Below are 23,644 nucleotides of genomic sequence, written 5' to 3'. Positions count from 1 at the left end.
CGTGACCGGCGGTCCCGAGCGGCGGGTGGCCATCGCGTGTCAGGGCGGGGGCAGCCACACCGCCTTCACGGCCGGCGTCCTCGGTCGGTTGCTCACCGCGGACGAGCTCGACGACTCCCGGGTCGTGGGGCTCAGCGGGACCTCGGGTGGGGCGGTGTGCGCGGCGCTGGCCTGGTCGGCCCTGGTCGACGGCGACCGGCGGGCCGCGAAGGCCCGGCTGGACGGGTTCTGGACCGACAACGCCGCCGCGGGCGTCGTTGAGCGGGCGATCAACGGGTGGATGCTGTGGGGCACGGCGTTGCAGAGCATCGGCCTGCTGCCGGCCGTGAGCCCGTACGACATCCCGGTCACCGGCCTGGAGCACTTCCGCGCGCTGCTCCGCCGGTGGATCGACTTCGACCGGTTCCAGGTCGACGACCTCGCGCGCCACCCGCTCCTGCTGATCGGTGCCGTCGACGTGCTGTCGGGCCGCTTCCGGGCCTTCTCCAGCCGCCGCGACCGGATCAGCGCCGAGATGGTCCTGGCGTCGGCGGCGATCCCCACGGCGTTCCCGGCCGTGCGCGCCGACGGCGGCACCTACTGGGACGGCCTGTTCTCCCAGAACCCGCCGGTGCGCGAGCTGCTCGACGCGCAGCCGGACGAGCTGTGGGTGGTGCAGATCAACCCGACGGCCCGGGAGCGCGTGCCGCGCAGCGTGCTCGCCATCGCCGACCGGCGCAACGAGCTGGCCGGCAACCTCTCCCTGTACCAGGAGCTGCACGCCATCGAGACGATCGACCGGCTGCTGGCCGAGGGTCACCTGGTCGGCGGGGGCTACCGGCAGGTCACCGTGCGGGTCATCGAGTTCCCCCGCCAGCGGTCCGCGCGGTGGCTGGGGCCGGCGTCGAAGGTCAACCGCGACATCCGCTTCCTCCGCGGTCTCATGGCCCAGGGGGAACGGCAGGCCGACTCCTTCCTCACCGCGCTGGCCTTCGAGCGGGCGTGGGAGCGCGGCGACGCCGAGGAGCTGGTGCGCTCCCTCGCCGACGACGCCGAGCTGACCTCCACCGCACCGTTCACCGAGCGCGGCCCGGTGCGCGGGCGGCCGCTCCGGGAGCTGGTGCGCGAGCTGGCGCAGGACGCCCGCGTCGACGTCACCCGCAAGCAGGTGACCCGGGAGCGGACCGCCTGGTCGGTGCACCCCGCCGCCGGGGGACCGGGCGGTCGCGGCCGCGTCGAGGCCGAGTTCCGGGGCGACCGGCTCGTCCGCCTCCGGCTCGGCCCGGCGCCGTCATAGGGCCCGGCCACCACCGACCGGAACGGGTCCACGAGCCGGTCGGCCTGCGCGTCGGAGGTGTGCTGCTCCCGCCTCGCAGGCGCAGCGCTCGACGCGGGCCTCCTGCCGCAGCGCACCCTCGCCGTCCTCACTGCGTGTGCGCCCGACCGGGACAGGGCACCGGGTGCGAGAGCACGATGTGACGCGCTGGGGGCCGAGACCGGCCACCCCGGAGGGAGGACACCCATGGCCATCGCGACGATCAACCCGGCGACGGGAGAGACGCTCAAGACCTACGAGCCGCTGTCGGACGAGGCGCTCGGGGAGAAGCTCGCCCGCGCCGCGGCCGCGTTCGACGGGTACCGGCTGACCAGCCCGCGGCAGCGGGCGGGCTGGCTGCGCTCGGCGGCCGATGTCCTGGAGGCCGACATCGACCAGATCGCCGCGCTCATGACCACCGAGATGGGCAAGACGCTGGCGTCGGCGAAGGCCGAGGCCGCCAAGTGCGTCAAGGCGCTGCGCTACTTCGCCGAGCACGGCGAGGAGTTCCTGCAGCCCCGGCCGGCCGACGCCGAGAAGGTCGGGGCGGTCGAGGCCTACGTCGTCCACCAGCCGCTGGGCGTGGTGCTGGCGGTCATGCCGTGGAACTTCCCGCTGTGGCAGGCGATGCGGTTCGCCGCGCCGGCGCTCATGGCCGGCAACGTCGGCCTGCTCAAGCACGCCAGCAACGTGCCGCAGACCGCGCTCTACCTCGAGGAGCTCTTCCGGAAGGCCGGCTTCCCCGCCGACGTGTTCCAGACGCTGCTCATCGGGTCGGGCGCCGTCGAGCAGGTGCTGCGCGACGACCGGGTGGTCGCCGCGACGCTGACCGGCAGCAACGCCGCCGGTGAGGCGGTGGCGCGGGTTGCCGGGGACGTCATCAAGAAGACCGTGCTCGAGCTCGGCGGCAGCGACCCGTTCATCGTCATGCCGTCGGCCGACCTGGACAAGGCGGCCGAGGTCGCGGTGACCGCCCGCTGCCAGAACAACGGGCAGAGCTGCATCGCGGCCAAGCGCTTCTTCGTCCACACCGACGTCGCCGAGGAGTTCACCCGCCTGTTCGCCGAGAAGCTGGCGGCCCTGACGGTGGGCGACCCGATGGAGGAGGACACCAAGGTGGGCCCGCTGGCCACCGCGTCGGGGCGGGACGACGTCGAGCGGTACGTGCAGGACGCCGTCGACAAGGGCGCGACCGTGGTGACCGGCGGGAAGCGGGTGGACGGGCCCGGCTGGTTCTACGAGCCCACCCTGGTCACGGGCGTGACCCCGGAGATGGCGATGTACTCCGAGGAGGTCTTCGGCCCGGTCGCGGCCCTGTGGACCGTCGCCGACCTCGACGAGGCGCTGAAGATCGCCAACGACCACGTCTACGGGCTCGGCGCCAACCTCTGGAGCGAGGACCAGGGCGAGCGGCTGCGGTTCATCCGTGACGTCCAGTCCGGGATGGCGTTCGTCAACGGCATGACGACCAGCTACCCGGAACTGCCCTTCGGCGGGGTCAAGCAGAGCGGTTACGGCCGGGAGCTGACCGAGGTGGGCATGTACGAGTTCACCAACGCCAAGACGGTCTGGATCGGCCCGCCGAGCAGCAAGCAGGGCGAGGGCGACACGGGCACGGCCGCCAGCGAGTGACGACCGGTCGCGGGCCGGAACAGCCGGGCCCGCGACCGGGTTGCGGTCGGGCATGACGCACGTCGTCCTGGCTCCCCGCTACGGCGGGCCCGAGGTGCTCTCCGTCGTCGACGAGCCGGTGCGCGAGCCCGGTCCCGGCGAGGCGCGGGTCGCGGTGCGCGCGGCGGGGGTGAACCCCGCGGACTGGAAGTCCTACAGCGGGGCGTTCGGCACCGACCCGGACCGGCTGCCGCGGCGGCTGGGCTTCGAGGCCGCCGGGGTGGTGACCGCGGTCGGTCCGGACGCCGTCGGCCCGGACGGCCCGGTCGCGGTCGGGGACGAGGTGATCGGCTTCCGGCTCAGCGGTGCGTACGCCGCGGAGCTGGTCGCGCCCGCCACCGCGCTGGTGCCCAAGCCGTCGGCGCTGGGCTGGGAGCAGGCGGCCGGCCTGATGCTGACCGGGGCCACCGCGGTGCACGCGCTGACCGCCACCGGCGTCGGCGCGGACGACACCGTGCTCGTGCACGGCGCCGCCGGCGGCGTCGGGCTCATGGCGGTGCAGCTCGCGGCCCTGCGCGGGGCCCGCGTCGTCGGCACGGTCGGCGGGGACGGCGCGGACCTGGTGCGCCGGCTCGGCGCCGAGCCGGTCCGCTACGGCGCCGGCCTGGCCGACCGCGTGCGGGAGCTGGCGCCCGGCGGGGTGACCGCGGCCGTGGACACCGTCGGCACGGACGAGGCCGTCGACGTCTCGCTGCAGCTGGTGCCCGACCGGCGGCGGATCGCCTCCATCGCCGCGTTCGCCCGCGGTGCCGCCGAGGGGCTGCAGCTGCTCGGCAGCGGGCCGGGGGCCGACCCGGGCACGGAGCTGCGCGACGCCGCCCGGACCGGGCTCGCCGAGCTCGCCGGGGCCGGCCGGCTCGAGGTCGTCGTCGCCGGCAGCTACCCGCTGGACGACGCCGCCGCGGCCCACCGGCGGGGGATGGCCGGGCACACCCACGGCAAGCTCGTGCTCATCCCCTGACGTCGCCGCGGGCGCCCACCCGCGAGTGCCGGTGGCCGTAGGCCGCGTACACCACCAGGCCGAGCGCCAGCCACGCCAGGAAGCGCAGCCAGGTCTCGATGCTCAGGTTGAGCATGAGGTACAGGCAGGCCAGCGCCGAGACGGCGGGCAGCACGGGGGACAGCGGCACCCGGAAGGGCCGGCGCATCTCCGGGCGCGTGTACCGCAGGACGACCACGGCGACCGACACCAGCAGGAACGCGAACAGCGTGCCGATGCTGACCAGGTCGGCCAGCGTGCCCAGCGGCACGAACGTGGCCATGACCAGCACCAGGACGGCGAAGGAGAGCGTGACGCGGACCGGCGTCCCGGTGCGCGGGCTGACCCGCGCGACCACCGGCGGCAGCAGCCCGTCCCGGCCCATCGCGAAGCCGATCCGGCTGACCGTGATGAGGTCGACCAGGATCACCGAGGTCAGCCCGGCGACCGCGGCGAGCGCGATGAGGGCCGCCGCCCAGCCGAGGCCCACCTGGTCGAAGGCGTCGGCTATCGGGGCACCGCGGTCGAGCCGGTCGTAGCGGACCATCCCGACGACGACCAGCGAGACGCCGATGTAGAGCGCGGTGGACAGCCCGAGCGTGCCGAGCAGCCCGAGCGGCAGGTCGCGGCCGGGGCGGCGGGTCTCCTCCGACAGGTTGGCCACCGCCTCGAAGCCGGTGTAGGCGAAGAACACCACCGCGGCGGCGGTGAGGACACCCCCGACGCCGAACGCGATCGGGTCGATGCCGGCGATCGCCTGGATCACCGGGCGGGTCAGGCCGCCGGACCCCTCGGCCGGCTGCGCCGCGGGCACGAACGGGGTGAGGTTGGCGCCGCGGACGAACCAGGCGCCGGCGACGACGACGAAGACGCAGACGGCCACCTTGACGACGACGAGCGCCCCGGTGACGCGGGCGGACTCCCGCACGCCCAGCGCCGCCACCACCGTGAGGACGACGACGATCAGGGCGGCGCCCACGTTGACCGTCGCCTCCTCGCCGAACAGCGACGGCGGCAGGTCGAGCAGGTTGCCCACGTAGCCCGACCAGCCCCGGGCCACCACGGCGGCGCCGAGGGCGAACTCGAGGAACAGGTCCCAGCCGATCACCCAGGCGACCACCTCGCCGGCGGTGGCGTAGGCGTAGGAGTAGGCGCTGCCGGCGGTCGGGGCGGAGGCGGCCAGCTCCGCGTAGCAGAGCGCGGCGAGCAGGGCGACGACGCCGGCGAGGGCGAAGGAGACCACCACGGCCGGCCCCGCGGTGTCGCGGGCCTCCACCCCGGTGAGGGTGAAGATGCCGGTGCCGATGACCACGCCGATGCCGAATCCCACCAGGTGCCGGGCGCTCAGGTGCCGGCGCAGGTGCCCGACGTGCGCGCTCTCGTCGTCCCCGAGCATCTCGACCGGCTTGGTCCGGAACAGCCGCACCGGTTCACGCTAGGCGGGGCCGGCCGCCTCCGCCTCCCGGGCGACCGGCTCGGCCAGCCACCGGCGGATCCGGTCCGCGGTCCCCGCGGGCGCCTCCAGGTGCGGCAGGTGGCCGACCCCGGGCAGCACCTCCAGCCGCCAGCCCGGCCGGCCCGCCGCCAGGGCCCGCGCGGCCGCGGCCGGTGCCAGCGGGTCGTCGGCGCCCTGCAGGTAGAGGGTGGGGGCGGCGACCGCGCCCACGGTCGCCAGGAACCGCCGCGGGCGCACGAGCACCGCCATGGTGTCGGTGATCGCCCGCCACTGCGCCCGCTGCGCGGCGGCGGCGTCCGGCCGGGAGGCCCGCTCCCGGGTCTCGGCCACGGCGGCGGCGACGACCTCGGCGGGGAGGCGGTCGGCGTGCGGCGTGGCCTGCCGGACCTGCCGGCGGACCACCTCCTCGGGCGTGGCCCGGCGCAGGGTGCGGGCGACCGCCGCCTCGACCGGCGGCAGCCGCAGGAAGGCCCGCCGGGCGGCGAGCACCGGGTCCAGCGGCAGGCGCGTCGGGCGGGGCACCGGCGGGCCGATGAGCACCAGCCGGTCCACCGTCCCCGGCGCCTCGGCGGCGTGCTGGACCGCCAGCACCCCGCCCATCGACTGGCCGACCAGGACCACCGGCTGCCCGACGACCTCCTGCACGACCCGCCCGATCAGCCGGCGGTTGCCCGCGCCCGCGTCGGCCCCCACCGAGGAGCCGCCGTGCGCGAGCAGGTCGACGGCGAGCACGCGGGAGTCGGCGGCCAGCAGCGGGCCCAGCAGGCCGAAGGAGAGCGCGGAGGCTCCGAGCCCGTGCACGCACAGCACCACCGGCGCGCCCGGCGGGCCGCCCAGGTCGAGGAGGTGGACGCGGTCCCCGCCGAGCTCCACGTGCGTGGAGCGGGCACCGGGTGGCCAGGGGGCGGGCGACGCGTCCACGGCGGCTCCTCCGCGCTCAGACCTCGGTGACCTCGAACGTGCGGGAGGGTGTCACGAACTCCTCCTGCGCGGCGACGAGCAGGATCTCCCGCGAGCCGGCCTCCTCGGTGCGCTTGAGCAGCCCGTACACCGAGGCCGCAGCGGCGCCCAGGGCGGTGCCGACGTCGCGGCCGGCCAGCCAGTGGGCGAGGAACAGCGCCGCGATCGCGTCGCCGGCCCCGTTCACGTCCACGCCGAGCCGCGGCGTCCGGACCCGGACGTGCCGGCCGCCCTCGGAGGCGAGCAGGTCGACCGAGTCCTCCGGGGTGTCGTCGGTGACCAGGGACGTCGTCAGCACCACGCGTGGGCCGAGGGCCTGGACGGCGGTGACCGCGTCGGCGACCTCCCCGATCGTCCGGGTGGTGCGGCCCGACAGCGAGTCCAGCTCGAAGTGGTTGGGGGTGACGACGTCGGCGGCGGGCACCGCGACCTCGCGCATGAACTCGGGGATGCCCGGCCGCACGAACACGCCGCGGCCGACGTCGCCGATCACCGGGTCGCAGCAGTACACGGCGTCGGGGTTGGCCGCCCGCACCCGCGCGACGGTCTGCACGACCGCGTGGCCGATGTCGGCCGACCCCAGGTACCCCGACAGGACGGCGTCGCAGCGGCCGAGCACCCCGCGCTCGGAGATGCCCTGCACGACCTCCTCGATGGCCGGCCCGTCGAAGACCCGGCCGCGCCACTCGCCGTAGCCGGTGTGGTTGGAGAACTGCACCGTGTGCACCGGCCACACCTCGATGCCGAGGCGCTGCAGGGGGAACACCGCGGAGGAGTTGCCCACGTGTCCGTAGGCGACGTGCGACTGGATGGAGAGGACGGCGACCATGCGGGGAACGGTCGCACAACCGGGGCGGGCCGGTCGCGGTCCGACCGGGATCAGCCCAGCAGGCCGGCCAGGCCCACCGCGCCGGTGTACGCCGCCACGAGCACCAGGAGGACGGCGAACGCGCGGGTGAGCGAGGGGGCGGACAGCCGGTCGGCGACCCGCTTGCCGGCGAGGGACCCGGCGACCGCGGCGAGGGTGAACGGCGCGATCACCGCCCAGTCGAACTGCGCCGTGCCCGCGCGGGCGAGCAGGGCGGCGCCGGAGTTCACCGCGATGACGACCAGGGACGTGCCCACCGCCTGGGGCATCGGCAGGCGCAGCACGAGGGCCAGCACGGGGACGATGACGAAGCCGCCGCCCACGCCGAAGAAGCCGGCCATGACGCCGGCCACCAGTCCGGCGGCGAGGACGCCGACCGCCCGGGTGCGGGTCCGGGGTGGCGCCGCCGGCGCGGGGTCGGGGGCCGGAGAACCGACCGCCACGCGGCGGCCGGCCGGCGACCGCGCCTGCGCCGCCATCACCGCGGCGGCGAGCAGCACCACGCCGGAGAAGGCCACCAGCAGGACGTCGGCGTCCACCCGCTGGTTGAGCGCGGTGCCGGCGAACCCCGCGGGGATCCCGGTGGCGACGAAGCCGGCCGCCACGCTCCAGCGGACCCGGCCGCTGCGGGCGTGTCCCAGCGCCGCCACGGCCGCGCTGGTGCCGACGATGACCAGGCTGCCCGTGGTCGCCGCCTGCGCCTCCAGCCCCAGCACGTGGACCAGCGCCGGGACGGTGAGGAGGGCCCCGCCGCCGCCGAGCGCGCCGAGGACGAGGCCGACGGCCAGGCCCAGCCCGACGGCCGCGACCATCACGTGACGGTGCCCGGCTGCCCGGTGTCGGTGACCACCGGCCGGCCGGCGGCCGCCCAGGCCCGCATCCCCCCGGCCAGGTTCTGCACCGGGACCCCGACCGCCCCGAGCCGGTCCGCCGCGGTACCCGAGCGGTTCCCGGAACGGCAGACGGCGACGACGGTGCGATCCGGCGGGACGGCGGCGGGGTCGAGCCGGTCGAGGGGCAGGTGGACCGCGCCCGGCGCGTGCCCCGCGGCCCACTCGTCGGGCTCGCGGACGTCGAGCAGCACGGCCTCGCCCCGGTCCACCATCGCCGCGGCCTCGTCCGGGCCGACGTCGGGGAGCCGGGACGAGTGCGCGGCGGCGGACATGGCGGTCCTCCCGAGGGGTCCGGCGGCCGCCGAGGGCTGCCGCACCGGGAGCGCACCACACCCACCCGCCGGGCACCAGGGCCCTGGGCCGGGGAGGCGCGGGACCGACGTCTGCCGCGGGAGGGTCAGAAGGGGACGGACGCCCGGTGGGCGGCGGACACCGCGTCGACCACCCGGCGCCACAGCGACGGGCGGGGCGCGGCGGGGGCAGGCGGAGCGGGAGCGGGCAGGGGAGGAGCGGCGGCGCGGTCGGTCACGACAGGTCCTCGGGGTGCGGCGGGCGGGGGAGCGGGCCCACCGAGCGGGGGGCTCAGCGGGCGGAGCGGCCCACCGGACACAGCCGGTCGTCGACGATCAGCGGGGTGACCGCGAGCAGGCAGACGCAGAACGCGTCGCGGCTCGAGCGCCCACCCCGGTACACGGGTCGAGAGAAGCACGTCCCCCGGGCGGGCGGCAACCGGCCAGGCCAGGGCGGGCAGGATGGCGGCATGGCACTGCCTCCTCTGAGCTCCTCGGGTGTCGTCGGCGCGGCCGGCCGGGTCGGCGAGCCCGTCTCCGTCCGCACCGGCGACCTCCGGCTGGCCGGGCGCCCGCTGCCGGTCGTCAGCCCCGCCCGCGTCTACGTCTGCGGCATCACGCCCTACGACGTCACGCACCTCGGGCACGCGGCGACGTTCGTGTGGGCCGACGTCCTGGGGGCGGTGCTGCGCATGGCCGGCGCCGAGGTGCGGACCAGCCGGAACGTGACCGACGTCGACGACGTCCTCACCCGGGCCGCTGACGCCCGCGGCCGGCACTACGACGAGTTCGCGCTCAGCCAGGAGTTCTCCTTCGAGCAGGACATGCGCGCCCTCGCCGTCCGGCCCCCGACGGCCGCGCCGCGGGCCCGGCACCACGTCCAGCACGTGCAGCAGCTGGCCGCGGCGCTGCTGCGCAACGACCGCGCCTACGTGCGCGAGGGGCACGTCTACTTCCGCGCCGGCGACGTCGTCGCGCGCTCCGGCCTGGACGCCGGCGGGGCCCGGCAGCTGGCCGCGCAGTTCGGCGACGGTCCCGACGACCCGCTGCGCGACGACCCGTTCGACGTGCCGGTGTGGCGGCCCTCCGGCGACCGCGACCCCGCCTGGCCCTCGCCGTGGGGCTGGGGGCGGCCGGGGTGGCACGCCGAGTGCGCGGCCATGGCGACGGCGACCCTCGGGCACGGGGTCGACGTCCTCGTCGGCGGCGCGGACCTCGCCTTCCCGCACCACGGCTACCAGACGGCGATGGCGGAGGCGGCCTCCGGCGTCGGCCCGTTCGCGCGGGCGCAGGTGCACGTCGGTGCGGTGTCCCAGGACGGCGCCAAGATGGCCAAGTCCACCGGCAACCTCACGCTGGTCGCCGACCTGCTGCGGGTCGCCAGCGGCCCGGCGCTGCGCCTGCTGGTGCTGGACCGGCCGTGGTCGCAGCCGTGGGAGTACCGGCCGGAGCTGGTGGAGCGCGCCTCGGAGCGGCTGGACGCGCTGTACTCGGCGGCCGGCCGGCCGTCGTCCTCGCCGTCGGCCGCCGGTGCGGTGACCGACCGGCTGCTCGACGACCTCGACGTCCCCGGCGCGCTGGAGGTCGCCCTCGCCGACGGCGGGGACGCCGCGCGGCTGCTGGTGCGGGTGCTCGCCCTCGGCTGACCGTGGACAGCGGGCCACCTCTCTGGTGACCTGGGCGCATGCGCTCTCCCGACGGGGTGGCCCACCCCGTGTTCGCCCGGCTCTACACGCGTCTGGCCGCGGCCATGGAGCGCTCCGGCGCGGGGGAGTACCGGCAGCGGTTGCTCGCGGACCTCTCCGGCCGGGTCGTCGAGGTGGGCGCCGGAACCGGGGCGAACTTCGCGCACGTCCCGGCGTCGGTCACCGAGGTGGTGGCCGTCGAGCCCGAGGCGTACCTGCGCGCGCGGGCGGAGGAGGCCGCGCGGCACGCCCCGGTGCCCGTGACGGTGGTGGACGGCGTGGCCGACCGGATCCCGGCCGCGGACGGGACGTTCGACGCGGCCGTCGTCTCCCTGGTGCTGTGCAGCGTCCCCGACCAGGGCCGCGCGCTGCGGGAGGTGCGCCGGGTGCTCCGGCCCGGTGGGCGGTTGCACTTCTGGGAGCACGTCCGGGCGGACGGCGGCGCCCTCGCCCGCGTGCAGCGGGTGCTCGACCGGACGGTCTGGCCCGCCCTGGGCGGTGGGTGCCACGCGAGCCGGGAGACCCTCGCGGCCGTCGAGTCCGCGGGGTTCCGCGTGGAGCGGCTGGAGCGCTTCCGGTTCCCCGATGCCCGGGTGCCGATGCCGACGGCTCCGCAGGTGCTCGGGACCGCCGTCCGCACCTGATCCTCCTGCCGGCGCGGGTCGGGGGCCGTCCGGCCGGTGGCGCGGGATCTCCGTCCCGGTGGTCGTCGGGCGCGGCCGGTGCCAGGCTGGGCCGGCCCGTCGCCGAGCCCACCGGAGGACGCCCGTGGACCGTCTGCGCACCGCTGACCCGTTCGAGCCCGAGCCCCGGCGGGGCGCGGTGGTCGGCTTCGCCCCGCCCTACGAGCGGGACGGCGTCACCGTCATCACGGCGACCGCCTCCCGCGCGCACACCGCGACCCGCCGCGACGCGGTCGCATCGGACGCCGGCGGGTTCGACGCCGAGATGGCCGGAGCGCGGCCGCTGGGCGCGTTCGTCGTGCGGGAGGGGCGGGTGCGCTGGCACCCGGCGATCGACCTCACCCGTGTGATCACCACCGCGGAGGTCGTGGTGGGCGGGGTCCTGGTAGCCCGCCGGCTGGCCGCCCGGCCCAGCGGCGCCAAGGCGCTGGTGACCATGGGGCCGGGTGGCTGGGTCAGCATGAAGGGCGGCGCGATGGCGGTGCGGCCGGCCCGCCGGCTGTGGCGCCGGAGCCGTCCAACTCCGCCGATGCGACGGAGACCGTGGTGGGCGCGGCTCCTGGCCGCCGTGACGCTGGAGTCCCTGGTCACCTGACCGGCGGGCGCCAGGCGACCCGAACCCGCCTCGTGGCGGGCGGGTCGCCGTGTCGTCCTGTCGACAGGTGCACCAGTCGACCTGTCGCCGTGTCGTGCTCGGGAGCCGCGGCCGTCGGAACCCGCCGCCTGACGGGTCATGACCAGACGCCCCGCGTGGGGTGCCGGCCGCGCGGCCCGACGCCGTCCGCACCCGAGGACCCGGGACCTTCGACCCTGCCCGCGCCGGGCGACGCGGCCCCTAACCTTGCGGACGGAAGTCCGCGAGCCGGACTCGGGGCCGTCGCACGGCAGCAGACGGAGGTTGTGCTGGTGACCGCGAACGGACAGAGCGCGCAGATCCGGGTGTTCCTCCTCGACGACCACGAGGTGGTCCGGCGCGGCGTGGCCGACGTGCTGGAGAGCGACCCGGGGATCACGGTGGTCGGCGAGGCGAAGAACGCCGCCGAGGCGATCGCCCGCTGCCCGGCGCTGCGCCCCGACGTCGCCGTCCTCGACGTCCGCCTGCCCGACGGGGACGGCGTCTCCGTGTGCCGCGAACTGCGGTCGCGGATGCCCGAGCTCAAGGTCGTCATGCTGACCAGCTACAGCGACGACGAGGCGCTCTTCGAGGCGATCATGGCCGGCGCCTCGGGCTACCTGCTCAAGCAGATCCTCGGGCAGGACCTGGTCAGCGGCGTCCGTGCCGTGGCCGCCGGCGGCTCGCTGCTGGACCCGACGGCCACCACCGCCGTGCTGGAGCGGTTGCGCCGCGCCGCCGAGCCGGCCGGCCCGCTGGCCAAGCTCAGCGACCAGGAGCGCACGGTGCTCGAGCTCATCGGCGAGGGGCTGACCAACCGGCAGATCGGCGAGCGGATGTTCCTCGCCGAGAAGACGGTCAAGAACTACGTCTCCCACCTGCTCGCCAAGCTCGGGCTGGAGCGGCGCACGCAGGCCGCCGTCCTCGCCACCGAGCTCCGCGGCGCCGCCCCACCCGCCTCGTGGCAGGCCTGACCGGGCTCAGCGGATCGGCGCCCACCAGCGCAACCGCGTGCCCCCGTCGGGCAGGGCCTCCACGCTGATCCCGCCCTCGCGGCGGCGCGCGCGGTCCTCGAGGTTGCGCAGGCCGCTGCGCGCGGCGTGCGGGTCGATGCCGCGGCCGTCGTCGGTGACCTCCACGACGACCTCGTCGGTCACGTCGACGGTGACGACGACGTGCAGGGCGCCGGAGTGCCGCACGGCGTTGCTGACCGCCTCCCGGGTGACCGCCTCGACGTCGGCGGCGAGCTCACCGGTCACCAGGCTGTCGACGGCGCCGGACATGCGCACGGTCGGGTACAGCTCGCGGCCGGCGGTCTCGGTGACGATGTCGAGCAGCCGCCGGCGCAGGCTCGTCGAGGTGTCGCCGGGGGTGCTGTGCAGGTCGAAGATCGTCGTCCGGATGTCCCGGACCGTCTCGTCGAGCTGGTGGACCACCTGCCGGATGCGGCGCTGCGCCTCCGGGTCGGGCACTCGCGGCAGCACCGACTGCAGGGACAGCCCCGCGGCGAACACCCGCTGGATGACGTGGTCGTGCAGGTCCTGGGCGATGCGGTCGCGGTCGGCGTAGACGTCGAGCTGGCGGGCCAGCCGCTGGCGGGCGGCCATGTCCAGCGCCGCGGAGATCTGGTCCGCGAACGACGCGAGCAGGGGCGGCAGGGCCGCCTCGAACGCGGGCGCGCCGGCGCCGCGTGTGGCGAGCAGGACGACGTCCTGACCGCTGCTGCCGTGCAGCCGCACGGCGATGCACGGCCCCCGGGCCACCACCGCCGCCCGGCCGGTCGGGCCCGGCCCGGTCCCGTCCAGCGTGACGACCGAGTCAGAGGCCACGACCGCCTCCAGCACCGGGTCGTCGGCGACGGAGAGCCGTGCCTCGACGTCGTCCGCCCCGTCCTCCCTGGCCTGCGCCCGGACGACGAAGCAGCCGTCCACGGGATCGGGCCCGGTCAGCAGCCAGGCGGCCTCGGCCCCGGTCAGCTCGGACACCCGCGTGGCGATCAGCGTCAGGGCGTCGTCGGGGGTGGAGGAGCTGAGCAGGCAGGCGCGGACGTCGGAGACCGCGGCCGTCCACCGCCGGCGGACCTCGCCCTCCTCGTAGAGCCGGGCGTTGTCGATCGCGATGCCGGCCGACCCGGCCAGCGCGACGAGCACGGCCTCGTCCTCGGCGGTGAACGCGCCCTGCCGCTTCTCGGTCATGTAGAGGTTGCCGAACGCCTCGCCCCGCACCAGGACGGGCACGCCCAGGAAGGACCGCATCTCCGGGTGGTGCGGGGGGAAGCCGACCGAGGCCGGGTGTCGGCTCAGGTCGGGGATCCGCAGCGGGTGCGGCTCGGTGATGAGCTGCCCCAGCACGCCCTTGCCCTCGGGCAGGGCGCCCATCCGCGCGGCCAGCTCGTCGTCGATGCCCACGTGGATGAAGGCCGCCAGGCCGCCGTCCGGGGCGAGCACCCCCAGCGCGCCGTAGCGGGCGTCGACGAGGTCGGCGGCGACGTCGACGATGCGGTGCAGGGTGGTCTCCAGGTCCAGTCCGGTGGAGACGCTGAGGAAGGCGTCGAGCAGGTGCTGCACCCGGGCTTGGCTGCGGGCGACGGTGGCCAGCCGGTCCTGGACCTCCTCCAGCAGCTCGGTGAGGCGCATGCCGGCCAGCGAGGACTCCCTGTTCTCGGGCTGCCGCCGCGGGTCGGACGGAGCAGGCGACATGGCGCGACCCCCTCTTCGCCCATCCGAGACTGCCACGTCCGGATTGCGAAGGGAACCGGGTTGCGCGGGCGACGCGGCCTCCGCCGGTCAGGCGGGGGGCGCGCCGGCACCGTACGCGTCAGGCGGGGTGCGGGAGCGCCCCGGCGGGAGTCCCGGCGAGCGCCACGGGCACCGCCCGCCAGCCCTCCACGAGGTGGATCGCGACGGTGACGTAGCGCCGGTCCGGCCACGGCCCGGGGCCGGTCCACGGCAGCCGGTCGAGGACGGCGACGTCCCCCGGGGCGCTGACCGACCGGGCCGGGCCCACCACGGTGACCGCCCAGCCGGTCCGCGTGCGCTCGTCGAAGCAGTCCACCTCGAAGGCGACCACCGCGCCCCGGGTCCAGTGCAGCAGTTGGCTGCCGGCCCGGGCGGGGATGACCACCCGGCCGTCGTGCACGTGGAAGGCGACCGGCTGGATGGCGGGAAGGGCGTCGCGGGTGAAGGCCAGCCGGCCCATCCGGACGGTGCCGATGAGGGCGCGGCACTCGCTCTCGGCCAGCACCTCGACGACGCGGTCCTGGTCCGTGCTCGGCAAGGGGGTCCTCTCGCAGCCGGATCCGGTCTCCCCGGGCCGGGGGCCGCACCTGCTCAACGGCTCGAACCACTGTCGGCCGGGCCGGGCGGGAGTGCGCAGGGACGGAGGTCCCGGAAGCGACGGCCGACCGTCCTGGTCGGCTCCCCGGCCGGCGGCCGGGGGCCGCTCACCGCGCGTCGTCCGCCAGGGCGACGACGGCGACCGGACAGCCGGCCCGGTGGAGCACGCCATGGGTGGTCGAGCCCAACCGCGCCAGACGGCGGCGCCGGTGGCCGACGACGAGCAGCTCGGCGGTGAGCCCGGCGGCCACGAGCGCCCGGGCGGTGCGGTCGCGCACGACCACCTCGCGCACTGCCACGTCGGGGAACTTGTCCGGCCAGCCGCCGAGCGCCTCGGCGAGCAGCCGCTGCTCGTCGGCGAGGACGCCGGCCCAGTCGATGAGCGGGGCCACCGACTGGAGGGTGGTGTCCAGGTCGACGTCCTGCCAGGCGTGCACCGCCACGAGGTCGGTGCCGCGGGCGGCGGCCGCGGCGAAGGCGAACGCCAGCAGCTCCTCGTCGCCGGCCCGGCCCTCCACGCCGGCCACCACCGACCGCCGGCCGCGGACGACCACCGACGTCTCGTCCGGGAGCACCACCACCGGGCACGGGGCGTCGAGGGCCAGGCCGGTGGCGGTGGAGCCGACGAGCAGGCCGGCGACCCCGCCGGTGCCCCGGCTGCCGACGACGACGAGCGCGGCCGCCGCCCCGGCCTCCCGCAGCGCCTCGACCGGCCCGCGGCCGGACACCGACCAGGAGACCCGGCCGGCGCCCAGCACCGCCGCGGCCTCGCCGGCCACCGCCTGCAGGACCTGCTCGGCGCCGGTCTGCACCAGGCCGGGGAGGTCGACGTCCTGCACCGGGCGTGCGGCGACGCCACCCCGCGGCCAGGGGGCGGCGGAGACCAGGACCAGCGGTGCCCCCCGCAGCCGCGCCTCCTCGGTGGCGAAGACCACCGCCCGGGCGGCGGCGGGGGAGCCGTCGACGCCGACGACGACCGGTCGCGTCCCTGCGTGCGTCACGGGACCCCTCCTCGTTGCGGGAACTCCGCCCGACGCTAGGGAGGGCCGCGCGAGGTCCCCAGGGTCTCGCGGCGCACGGCTGCGGCCCTTTCGTCCCTGCAGGGTGCTCAGCGCACCGCCGCTCGTCCCTGCGGGGTGCTCAGCGCACCGCCGCCGCCGTGCCGGCTCGCCGCGGGGACGGGACCCGCGGCCGGGGCACCGGCACGACGAGGACCGGGCAGGCGGCCGCGCCGGCCAGGGCGACCGTCAGGGCGGCCGGCGAGTTCGGCGGGCGCCCCACCACCAGCAGGTCGGCCGTCCGGGACACCGTCAGCAGGGCCTCCGCGGGGTCGCCGTGCCGCACGTCCAGCGTGACCGGGACCCCGGGGTGGCCCTCCCGCCGCGGCCCGAGGTACTGCTCGACGAGGTGCCGCTCGGCCGCGCCCACCGCGGCCTCGTGGGGGTCCCGGCTAGCGTCGGGCACCTCCCGGCGGCGGGTCCACGTGTGCACCACGTGCAGGCCGGTGCTGCGCAGCGTCGCGGCCATGACGGCGGCGTCCAGCAGGTCGGCGGTGCCTGGTCCGGCGTCCACGCCGACCACGACGCCTGCCCCGGCGGCCGGCGGCGTCCGGTCGACCAGCACCGGACAGGCCGCGCGCCGCAGCAGGGCCGCCGTCCCGGGAGGGAGCCGGCCCGCCGTCCCGCCGACGACGACCAGCTCCGCGCGGCGGGACTCGTCGGCCAGCACCAGGTCGGCCGGGCCGTCGCGGACCACGACCGTGACCGAACCGGCCGGCAGCACCTCGACCGCCGCGGCACGGGCCCGCTCCAGCCCCGGCCCCGCCGGCACCGCCGCCCGCGACGGGACGGCCTGCACGATGCGCACCGGGAGCAGCCGGCGGGCGGCCTCCGACGCCGCCGTCCGGGCGGCCGCGGTCGCCGCCGTGGAGCCGTCGACGCCGACGACGACGGGACGGAACCGGCTGCCACCGGCCGGGGGGTCCGCAGCGACGGAGGGGCCGGGGCGGTGGGCGGACGGGGACACGGGGAGCTCCCTCGATCAGCGGTGCCCTCCCAGCATCGGCCCGCCCCGGGTCGGAAGACCCCGGCCGGGCGTCCCGCGGACCACCGACCAACGTCCCTCCCGGCTCCGGACGGGCCGCCGACACGATCCGGAGGGACGCCGGTCGACCGGCCCGGACGATCGGGGGGACGGCAGTGCACGCCTGGGTGGTCGAGGAGCCGGCGCCGGTGGACGCGGGACCGCTGGTCCGCGTGCAGCGCCCGCTGCCGGAGCCGGGCGCCGGCCAGGTGCGGGTCGACGTCGTCTGCTGCGGCGTGTGCCGCACCGACCTGCACGTCGCCGAGGGCGACCTCCCGCCGCGCCGGCCCGCGGTCGTGCCCGGTCACGAGGTGGTCGGCCGCGTGGCGGCGGTCGGCCCCGGGACGAGCCGCTTCGCGGTCGGCGACCGGGCGGGCGTGGCCTGGCTGGGTCGCACCGACGGCACCTGCCGCTGGTGCCGCAGCGGCCGGGAGAACCTCTGCACGGCGCCGGTCTTCACCGGCTGGGACGTCGACGGCGGCTACGCCGACGCCTGCCTGGTCGACGAGCGCTTCGCCTACCGGCTGCCCGACGGGGTGGACGACGAGCACGCCGCACCGCTGCTGTGCGCCGGGATCATCGGCTACCGCGCGCTGCGGCTGGCGGAGGTCCCGCCCGGCGGCCGGCTGGGGGTCTACGGCTTCGGCGGCAGTGCCCACCTCACCGCCCAGGTGGCCCTCGCCCAGGGGTTGCGGGTGCACGTGCTCACCCGCGGCGAGCACAACCGGGCCCTGGCCCGCGACCTCGGCGCGGACTCGGTCGGCGACGCCCGCGACACCCCGCCCGAGCCGCTGGACGGCGCGATCCTGTTCGCCCCGGCCGGCGACCTCGTGCCCGTGGCGCTGCGGGCGCTCGACCGCGGCGCCACCCTCGCCGTTGCCGGCATCTGGCTGTCCGACGTCCCGCGGCTCGACTACGCCGCCGAGCTGTTCGGCGAGCGCCGGCTGCGCAGCGTCACGGCCAACACCCGCCGCGACGGCGAGGAGTTCCTGACCCTCGCGGCGCGGCTCGGCGTCCGGGCGACGACGGTGCCCTACCCGATGGACGACGCCCCGCGGGCGCTGGCCGACCTCGCGCACGGCCGCTTCGGCGGCGCCGCCGTCCTGCACAACTGAGCCGGCGGAGTGCCAGGCGCGGTTCCCGCGCCCGTCCCACTCCGCTCACGGCGACCGGGCCGGGACCCCCACGACCAGGTTGAGCGCCGCGCCGATCGCTGCGCCGACGGCTGCCCCGCCCACCACGTCCAGCGGCGCGTGCGCCCCGAGGTACACCCGGGACACCGCGGTGAGCAGCGCCAGCGCGCCGAGGACCAGCAGCCAGCGCCGGCGCAGGTACGGCGCGAGGAGGACGACGACGCCGGCGACGACGACCGCGTGCCCGGAGGGGTAGGCGATCCCCGCGGAGGGGACGTCGCGCAGCACGATCCCGGGGAGGAGCACTCCCGGCCGTTCCCGCTGCACCAGGCCCTTGACCAGCTCGCCGTGCACCAGGAGCTTGAGCGGCGCCAGCAGGACCAGCGCCAGGGCCAGCCGTAAGCGGCGCAGCGCCAGCGCCGGGACGGCGACGAGCAGCGGCGCCCCCAGCACCCCGCAGAGCTGGACGAGCCACAGCGCCGGCTCCCACCCGTCCGGCCACCCGTTGACCCAGCGCAGCACCGCGGCCTCGACCGGTCCGACCCGCCCGGAGGAGACCGCCCACGAGCACAGCGCTGCCGCGGCCGTCGCGGCGAGGAGGGTGACCAGGTCGCCGCGGCGCCGCCGGTACCGCGACGCGCGGCCCGGGCGGGCCCCGGCCCCGGCGGGGGTCCCGCCGGTGGCGGTCACACCCCGAAGCGGTGCTCGAGGCCGGGGGAGAGCAGCGTCCCCACGACGGCCGGGATCCAGAAGACGAGCAGCCGGAACACCAGGGCGGCCGCGCAGGCGTCGGCCAGCGGCGCGCCGAGGGCGGTGAGCGCCAGCAGCAGGGTGACCTCGGCGGCGCCCGGTGCGCCGGCGGCGGGCAGCAGCGACCACAGCAGGTGCACGCCGGCGTAGACGGTGGCGGTGGCCAGCAGCGGCACGGGCGCCCCGACGGCGTGCACCGCGGCGGCCAGCGCGGCGCCCTCGAGCGCGACGCCGACGACCGACCAGCCCAGCTGCGCCCCGCGGTGCCACGGCAACGTCGCGCCGTCTCGGGCGAGCGCGCCGGTGAGCGTGCGCACGACCTGCCGGCGCGCGTGCGGCCCGGTGTCGTTCCGTCGGGCCAGCCACTGGCCGGTCATCACCAGCGCCCAGGCGGCCACGCCCAGCGCGACGGCGGGCACCAGCGCCGCCGGGGTGCGCCAGTTCCCGAGCCGGGCCTCCACGAGCGCCAGCACGAAGGTGACCGCGGCGACGAGGACCGCGGCCACGACCTCGCCGGCGACGAACCGGTCGACCGCCCGCCGCGCCGCGTCGGGCAGCACGCCGGCCCGCTCCAGGAAGCGGGCCGCTGACCGGCGCCAGCCCTCGCCGCCGTGGAGCAGCGACGCCCCCTCGGCCCCCATCCACGCGCCGAACGTGCGCCCGAGGGCCAGCCGCCGGTCGACGGTGAGCAGCGCCGCTGCCGCGTGCGCGGCCCGGGCCAGCACCGCCAGCGCGACCGCCGCGCCCAGCCAGCGCCAGCCGCCGTCCTCCACCGCGTCGAGCATCGCGGGCGCGCCGGCGAGCAGCGGCACCCCGACCAGGACCAGGACGCAACCGGCGGCGACGGCTCCGCGCGCGGCCGCGCCGGGCGGGCCGAACTCGGGCCGGCCCGGGTCGGGCAGGTCCAGCCGCCGGCGGACGGCGGTCCGCAGCGCGTCCAGCCGGGAGCGGTCCACCCGGAGCTCCGCGCGGGTCGCCGACGACAGGCTCAGCGGGGCCAGGCCCGGCAGCGCACTCGCCACGGCGTCGGGACCGAGCGCCTCCACGGCGGTGGCGACGACCGGCTCCGGGTCGGTGTGCAGCGCGAGGGAGGCCATCAGCTCGGCCACGTCGCCGGCCAGCGCGTCGTCGTCGGCCCCGGTGAGGGCGTTGCCGAAGTCGACCACCCACACCCGGCCCTCGGCGTCGACGAGGACGCTGGCGGCCACCAGGTCGTGGTGGGCCACCCGCGCCTCTTGCAGCAGCCGGACCTCGTGCCACACACGGCTGAGCAGGCCGGGCGTCAGCTCGCCGGCGGGTAGCTCGTCGAGCCCCCGCGCGGGCACGAACTCCTGCACCACCACGGCGCCGCGCTCGGTGCCCCGGGCGAGCAGCACGAGCGGGACCCGGACCCCCCGCCCCCGCGCGGTCATCGCCGCGACCGCCTCGTGCTCGGCCTGCTGCCCGAGCGGGGCCACGGCGTCGGCGTCCTTGACGTCCCGCACGGCCAGCAGCCGCCACAGCCGGTAGAGCCAGTCGCGCTCGGAGCGGTCGGGCTCCAGGAACTTGACGTACAGCCGGCGGCCCCGCTCGTCGACGGCCTCGAAGGGGTGCGAGCTGCGCGCCCGCACCGACGCCGGCCGCAGCTCGCGCACCGGCAGGCCGTACCGCTCCAGCAGCCGTCCCACCGGAGCCGTGCGCACCTCGCGCCGCGGCACGCCGAACGCGAAGTGGACCAGCGAGCCGATCGCCCAGCCGAGCGCGAGCCCGCAGACCACGTCCAGCGGCAGGTGCGCGCCCACGTAGACCCGGGCCAGCGCCACCGTCCAGGCCAGCGCCCACGCCCAGCGCCGTCCCCGGCGGGACACGTACGGCACGACGGCGGTGGCCAGCGCGGCGGCGACCGCGGAGTGGCCGGAGACGAAGCCGAGCCCGCCGACGGGTCCCTCGGGCAGGTTGACCTCGAGCAGGAAGCCGCCCGGTCGCTCCCGCTGCACCAGGCTCTTCACCAGGTCGGCGGCGAGGTAGGCGAGCAGGCCCGAGACCAGCAGGTCCCGCGCCAGCCGGAACCGCCGGGTCAGCGCCGCCAGGCCCGCGACCGCCGGGACCGCGAGCGCGTTGCCCAGCTGCATGACCGTCCAGACGACCGGCACGAGCGTCGCGGGCAGGTCGTTGACCAGGCGGAACACGTCCCGCTCGAAGACCGGCAGCTCGCCCCGCTGGGCGACCAGCAGGCCCAGGCCCAGGACGGCCAGCCCCAGCCCCGCCCGCACCAGGTCGACGGGGTGCCGCTGCACCGGCGGGCGGCCCGCGCCCGGCCGCGGAGCCGGGAGCTCCCGGCCGGCGGGCTCGGCGACGCGCGAGGTCATGCGGGGAGTCCACACCGTTCCGCCCCGGCGCGCAGGGTCTTCCGGCCCGAGCCCTCGGACCCGGCCGGACACCGACGGAGGGCGGTGTCCGGCCGGGAGCGGTCCCCCGAGGCTGGGGGCGACCCGTCGGCGGCCGGCGCGACCGCGTGGCCGGAGCGGGCGAGCGAGAGGGCCGGCGCCGTGACCGAACAGCACACCCCGTACCCGGTGCGGGTCGACGCGGCCGTGGACCCGCCGCTCTCGCGCTGGCTGTGGCTGGTCAAGTGGCTGCTGCTGATCCCGCACGCCATCGTGCTGGCGTTCCTCTGGATCGCCTTCGTCGTGCTCACCGTGGTCGCCTGGTTCGCGATCCTGATCACCGGCCGCTACCCCCGGGCGCTGTTCGACTTCGACGTCGGTGTCCTGCGGTGGAGCTGGCGGGTGCACTACTACGGCTACGCGGCGCTCGGCACCGACCGGTACCCGCCGTTCACCCTCGCCGACGTGCCCGACTACCCGGCGCGCCTCGACGTCCCGTACCCCGAACGGCTCTCCCGGGGCCTCGTGCTGGTCAAGTCCTGGCTGCTGGCCATCCCGCACCTGGTGGTCGTGGGGGTGTTCGCCGGCGGCGGCGTCTGGCTGGCCGGCCGGGAGTGGGCGGAGCAGTCCTGGTGGGCCACCGGCGGGCTGGTCGGCCTGCTGGTGTTCATCGCCGGGATCGTCCTGCTGTTCACCGGCCGCTATCCGGGGTCGTTGTACGACTTCGTCCTCGGCATGGACCGCTGGGTGCTCCGGGTGGCCGCCTACGTCGCGCTGATGACCGACCGCTACCCGCCGTTCCGCCTCGACATGGGCGGCACCGACCCGGCGTCGGTCCCCGGCGCGCCGCTGCCCGGTGGGGTGCCGGGCGGCAGCGCCGCGCCGGCCGGCCGCGGCACGCCGTCCGGGTGGAGCGCCGGCCGGGTGGCCGCCGTCGTCGTCGGCGCGGTGCTGCTGCTCGCCTCGACCGGCCTGCTCGCCGGCGGCGGCGGGCTCGCCTGGGCCGACACCACCCAGCGCGAGGACGGCTACGTCTGGACGCCGACCGCGGACCTCAGCACCGAGCGGTACGCGCTGGTCACCACGGCCATCACCCTGGACACGACCGGGGACGAGTGGCTCGCCGACGACGTGCTCGGCAACGCCCGCCTCCAGGCCACCGCGGAGGACCCGTCGACCGAGCTGTTCCTCGGCGTGGCGCCCAGCACCGACGTCGCCCGGTACCTCGACGGCGTCGGCCGGCGGGTGGTCGACGAGGTCGGTCCCCAGGGCGGCGCCCGCAGCGTGGAGCTGCCCGGCGGTCCGCCGGCGCAGCCCCCGGGCGAGCTCGACATCTGGACGGCGCAGGCCCAGGGTGCCGGGACGCAGACCCTGACCTGGACACCGGCCGGCGGCGCCTGGACCGTGGTCGTGCTCCGCGCCGACGGCTCGGCGGGCGTGGACGTCGCGGCGCGCGCCGGGATCACCGCGCCGGGCCTGCCGTGGCTGTGGGGCGGGCTGCTGCTCCTCGGTGGGGTGTTCCTGGTGGCCGGCGTCCTGCTGGTGGCGCTGGCGGTGCAGCGGGCGCAGTCCGGTCCACCTGCCGGCGTGCCCGTGCCTCCCGGTCCGGCCGGGGGCCCGCCGGTGCCGTCCTCACCGGTGCCCACGCCGCGACCGGAGCCGCACCCGCAACCGGAGCCGGCGCCCGGCGGCCCCTCTTCGGGGAGCGAGCGCTGACCGGCCGCCTGGGGGCCCGCGCCGGGGTGCAGGCCCCCAGGCCGCGGCGTGCGCCCCGCGCTGCCGGCGGGCTGCGCTGAGGGCGGGCCTCAGCCGGCGCGGGCGGCGGCCTCCCGGAGCCAGCCGGCGACCTCCTCGTCCACCTCGGCCGGGTCGTGCACCTCCAGGTGGTGCACCCAGTGCTCCCCGGTCGGGTGGACGACCTCCTTCCACCGCGGGGAGTCGTCCTCCCGGCCGAGCGCGACGGTGAGCACGACCTCCGCGGCGGGGGAGCGCAGGTACCGGTCCGGCCGCCACAGCCAGGCGAACCCGCGCCGTCGACGGAAGCCGACCTGGCTGGTCGTCACCCGGACCTGCGCGTCGCCGGCGGCGTCCACGGTCGCGGCCACCCGCTCGTACACCGCCAGGCCCAGCGGTGAGCCGGCGAAGAACTCCTCGGGCGTGCCGATCCCCTCGGCCCGCTGCTTCGGCGTCACATCACCAGGTGCGCCGGCTCGCCCGTGGCCTGCTCGACGTCCTCGGTCGCGGTGCGCAGCAGCCGGCGGCCGAGGTCGGTCAGCGCCCGGGCGGCGGCGATCTCGTCACCGATCTCGGGGACGTCGGCGTCGGTGGGGCTCAGCCGGGCGAAGCCGACGCCGATCAGGCGCTCGCCGTCCTTGCCGTCCAGCCGGGCCACGGCGCGGGTGTGCCCGTCGTGCTCGCCGATCTCGATGCCCACGGTCCAGTTCTTGGTCCTGTCCACAGCGGGCCTCCGTTCTGCGTCCCTGTGCCGTCCCGGGGCCGACTCTGGCGCGCGCGGGACCCTGCGGAAGCAGGTCCGAAGGCGCTACCGGGAGGGACTTCGGGCCCGTCCGGCGTCGACCCCGGCAC

General features: G+C 77.2%; 23 protein-coding genes. 9 read left to right on the top strand and 14 right to left on the bottom strand.

Features of this window, described 5'->3' with window-relative positions:
• Position 1 precedes the first annotated feature (1 nt).
• The 3 genes from ACI782_RS12495 to ACI782_RS12485 all read left to right on the top strand — a co-directional run bounded on the left by ACI782_RS12495 (position 2) and on the right by ACI782_RS12485 (position 3,926).
• Positions 2-1,276 (top strand): patatin-like phospholipase family protein, encoded by a 1,275-nt coding sequence (locus ACI782_RS12495; protein WP_456909581.1) that lies wholly within the window; start codon positions 2-4, stop codon positions 1,274-1,276.
• Between the two features lie 225 nt (positions 1,277-1,501).
• Positions 1,502-2,926, top strand: a complete 1,425-nt coding sequence (locus ACI782_RS12490; protein ID WP_456909579.1) for an NADP-dependent succinic semialdehyde dehydrogenase — start codon at positions 1,502-1,504, stop codon at positions 2,924-2,926.
• 52 nt (positions 2,927-2,978) lie between these two features.
• Positions 2,979-3,926 (top strand): quinone oxidoreductase family protein, encoded by a 948-nt coding sequence (locus tag ACI782_RS12485; protein WP_456909577.1) that lies wholly within the window; start codon positions 2,979-2,981, stop codon positions 3,924-3,926.
• Here the strand turns inward: ACI782_RS12485 and ACI782_RS12480 are convergent.
• The 6 genes from ACI782_RS12480 to ACI782_RS12455 form a co-directional block, all read right to left on the bottom strand.
• Entirely contained in the window at positions 3,916-5,370 is a 1,455-nt protein-coding gene (locus tag ACI782_RS12480; protein ID WP_456909575.1) for an amino acid permease, read from the bottom strand. The genes ACI782_RS12485 and ACI782_RS12480 overlap by 11 nt on opposite strands.
• Before the next feature lie 9 nt (positions 5,371-5,379).
• The gene (locus ACI782_RS12475) at positions 5,380-6,321 is read right to left on the bottom strand and encodes an alpha/beta fold hydrolase (RefSeq protein WP_456909573.1); all 942 of its coding nucleotides are present in this window, start codon (positions 6,319-6,321) and stop codon (positions 5,380-5,382) included.
• A gap of 16 nt (positions 6,322-6,337) precedes the next feature.
• On the bottom strand, positions 6,338-7,189 hold the full coding sequence (gene pdxY, locus ACI782_RS12470) for a pyridoxal kinase PdxY (RefSeq protein WP_456909571.1): 852 nt from the start codon (positions 7,187-7,189) through the stop codon (positions 6,338-6,340).
• A 50-nt stretch (positions 7,190-7,239) separates the two neighbouring features.
• Positions 7,240-8,040: a sulfite exporter TauE/SafE family protein gene (locus ACI782_RS12465; protein ID WP_456909569.1), complete on the bottom strand. Its 801-nt coding sequence runs from the start codon at positions 8,038-8,040 to the stop codon at positions 7,240-7,242.
• On the bottom strand, positions 8,040-8,393 hold the full coding sequence (locus tag ACI782_RS12460; protein WP_456909567.1) for a rhodanese-like domain-containing protein: 354 nt from the start codon (positions 8,391-8,393) through the stop codon (positions 8,040-8,042). Before ACI782_RS12460 ends, ACI782_RS12465 begins: the two co-directional genes overlap by 1 nt.
• A gap of 125 nt (positions 8,394-8,518) precedes the next feature.
• Positions 8,519-8,650: a hypothetical protein gene (locus ACI782_RS12455; RefSeq protein ID WP_456909565.1), complete on the bottom strand. Its 132-nt coding sequence runs from the start codon at positions 8,648-8,650 to the stop codon at positions 8,519-8,521.
• 231 nt (positions 8,651-8,881) lie between these two features.
• On the opposite strand from ACI782_RS12455, the gene ACI782_RS12450 reads away from it, so the two are divergent.
• The 4 genes from ACI782_RS12450 (at position 8,882) to ACI782_RS12435 (ending at position 12,366) form a co-directional block, all read left to right on the top strand.
• Positions 8,882-10,057 carry a cysteine--tRNA ligase gene (locus ACI782_RS12450; RefSeq protein ID WP_456909563.1) on the top strand — a complete coding sequence of 392 codons (1,176 nt, stop codon included), beginning with the start codon at positions 8,882-8,884 and terminating at the stop codon, positions 10,055-10,057.
• 38 nt (positions 10,058-10,095) lie between these two features.
• The gene (locus ACI782_RS12445; protein WP_456909561.1) at positions 10,096-10,740 is read left to right on the top strand and encodes a class I SAM-dependent methyltransferase; all 645 of its coding nucleotides are present in this window, start codon (positions 10,096-10,098) and stop codon (positions 10,738-10,740) included.
• A gap of 124 nt (positions 10,741-10,864) precedes the next feature.
• Entirely contained in the window at positions 10,865-11,374 is a 510-nt protein-coding gene (locus ACI782_RS12440) for a hypothetical protein (RefSeq protein ID WP_456909559.1), read from the top strand.
• A 311-nt stretch (positions 11,375-11,685) separates the two neighbouring features.
• Positions 11,686-12,366 carry a response regulator gene (locus tag ACI782_RS12435; RefSeq protein ID WP_456909557.1) on the top strand — a complete coding sequence of 227 codons (681 nt, stop codon included), beginning with the start codon at positions 11,686-11,688 and terminating at the stop codon, positions 12,364-12,366.
• Positions 12,367-12,372: 6 nt separating this feature from the next.
• Here the strand turns inward: ACI782_RS12435 and ACI782_RS12430 are convergent, their stop codons facing one another.
• From ACI782_RS12430 to ACI782_RS12415, 4 genes are all read right to left on the bottom strand, one after another.
• On the bottom strand, positions 12,373-14,091 hold the full coding sequence (locus ACI782_RS12430) for a GAF domain-containing sensor histidine kinase (RefSeq protein ID WP_456909555.1): 1,719 nt from the start codon (positions 14,089-14,091) through the stop codon (positions 12,373-12,375).
• A 118-nt stretch (positions 14,092-14,209) separates the two neighbouring features.
• Positions 14,210-14,668: a pyridoxamine 5'-phosphate oxidase family protein gene (locus ACI782_RS12425; RefSeq protein WP_456909553.1), complete on the bottom strand. Its 459-nt coding sequence runs from the start codon at positions 14,666-14,668 to the stop codon at positions 14,210-14,212.
• Positions 14,669-14,834: 166 nt separating this feature from the next.
• Positions 14,835-15,728 carry a universal stress protein gene (locus ACI782_RS12420; RefSeq protein WP_456909551.1) on the bottom strand — a complete coding sequence of 298 codons (894 nt, stop codon included), beginning with the start codon at positions 15,726-15,728 and terminating at the stop codon, positions 14,835-14,837.
• Positions 15,729-15,867: 139 nt separating this feature from the next.
• The gene (locus ACI782_RS12415) at positions 15,868-16,752 is read right to left on the bottom strand and encodes a universal stress protein (protein ID WP_456909549.1); all 885 of its coding nucleotides are present in this window, start codon (positions 16,750-16,752) and stop codon (positions 15,868-15,870) included.
• A gap of 173 nt (positions 16,753-16,925) precedes the next feature.
• Between ACI782_RS12415 and ACI782_RS12410 the strand changes: the two genes are divergently transcribed.
• On the top strand, positions 16,926-17,924 hold the full coding sequence (locus ACI782_RS12410; RefSeq protein WP_456909547.1) for a zinc-dependent alcohol dehydrogenase family protein: 999 nt from the start codon (positions 16,926-16,928) through the stop codon (positions 17,922-17,924).
• 45 nt (positions 17,925-17,969) lie between these two features.
• Here the strand turns inward: ACI782_RS12410 and ACI782_RS12405 are convergent, their stop codons facing one another.
• Both ACI782_RS12405 and ACI782_RS12400 read right to left on the bottom strand, forming a co-directional pair.
• Positions 17,970-18,632, bottom strand: a complete 663-nt coding sequence (locus ACI782_RS12405; RefSeq protein ID WP_456909545.1) for a phosphatase PAP2 family protein — start codon at positions 18,630-18,632, stop codon at positions 17,970-17,972.
• Positions 18,629-21,040, bottom strand: a complete 2,412-nt coding sequence (locus ACI782_RS12400) for a phosphatase PAP2 family protein (RefSeq protein WP_456909543.1) — start codon at positions 21,038-21,040, stop codon at positions 18,629-18,631. Before ACI782_RS12400 ends, ACI782_RS12405 begins: the two co-directional genes overlap by 4 nt.
• A gap of 180 nt (positions 21,041-21,220) precedes the next feature.
• On the opposite strand from ACI782_RS12400, the gene ACI782_RS12395 reads away from it, so the two are divergent.
• Positions 21,221-22,774 carry a DUF4389 domain-containing protein gene (locus tag ACI782_RS12395; RefSeq protein WP_456909541.1) on the top strand — a complete coding sequence of 518 codons (1,554 nt, stop codon included), beginning with the start codon at positions 21,221-21,223 and terminating at the stop codon, positions 22,772-22,774.
• 89 nt (positions 22,775-22,863) lie between these two features.
• On the opposite strand, the gene ACI782_RS12390 is transcribed toward ACI782_RS12395, so the two are convergent.
• Both ACI782_RS12390 and ACI782_RS12385 read right to left on the bottom strand, forming a co-directional pair.
• Entirely contained in the window at positions 22,864-23,250 is a 387-nt protein-coding gene (locus ACI782_RS12390; RefSeq protein WP_456909539.1) for a DUF5655 domain-containing protein, read from the bottom strand.
• Positions 23,247-23,516, bottom strand: coding sequence for a DUF1876 domain-containing protein (locus ACI782_RS12385; RefSeq protein ID WP_456909538.1), 270 nt, complete (start codon positions 23,514-23,516; stop codon positions 23,247-23,249). The genes ACI782_RS12390 and ACI782_RS12385 overlap by 4 nt, the downstream gene beginning before the upstream one ends.
• Positions 23,517-23,644 lie beyond the last annotated feature (128 nt).

The organism is Geodermatophilus sp. SYSU D00703 (assembly GCF_054050155.1).
This window is presented reverse-complemented; position numbering and strand designations above follow the sequence as displayed.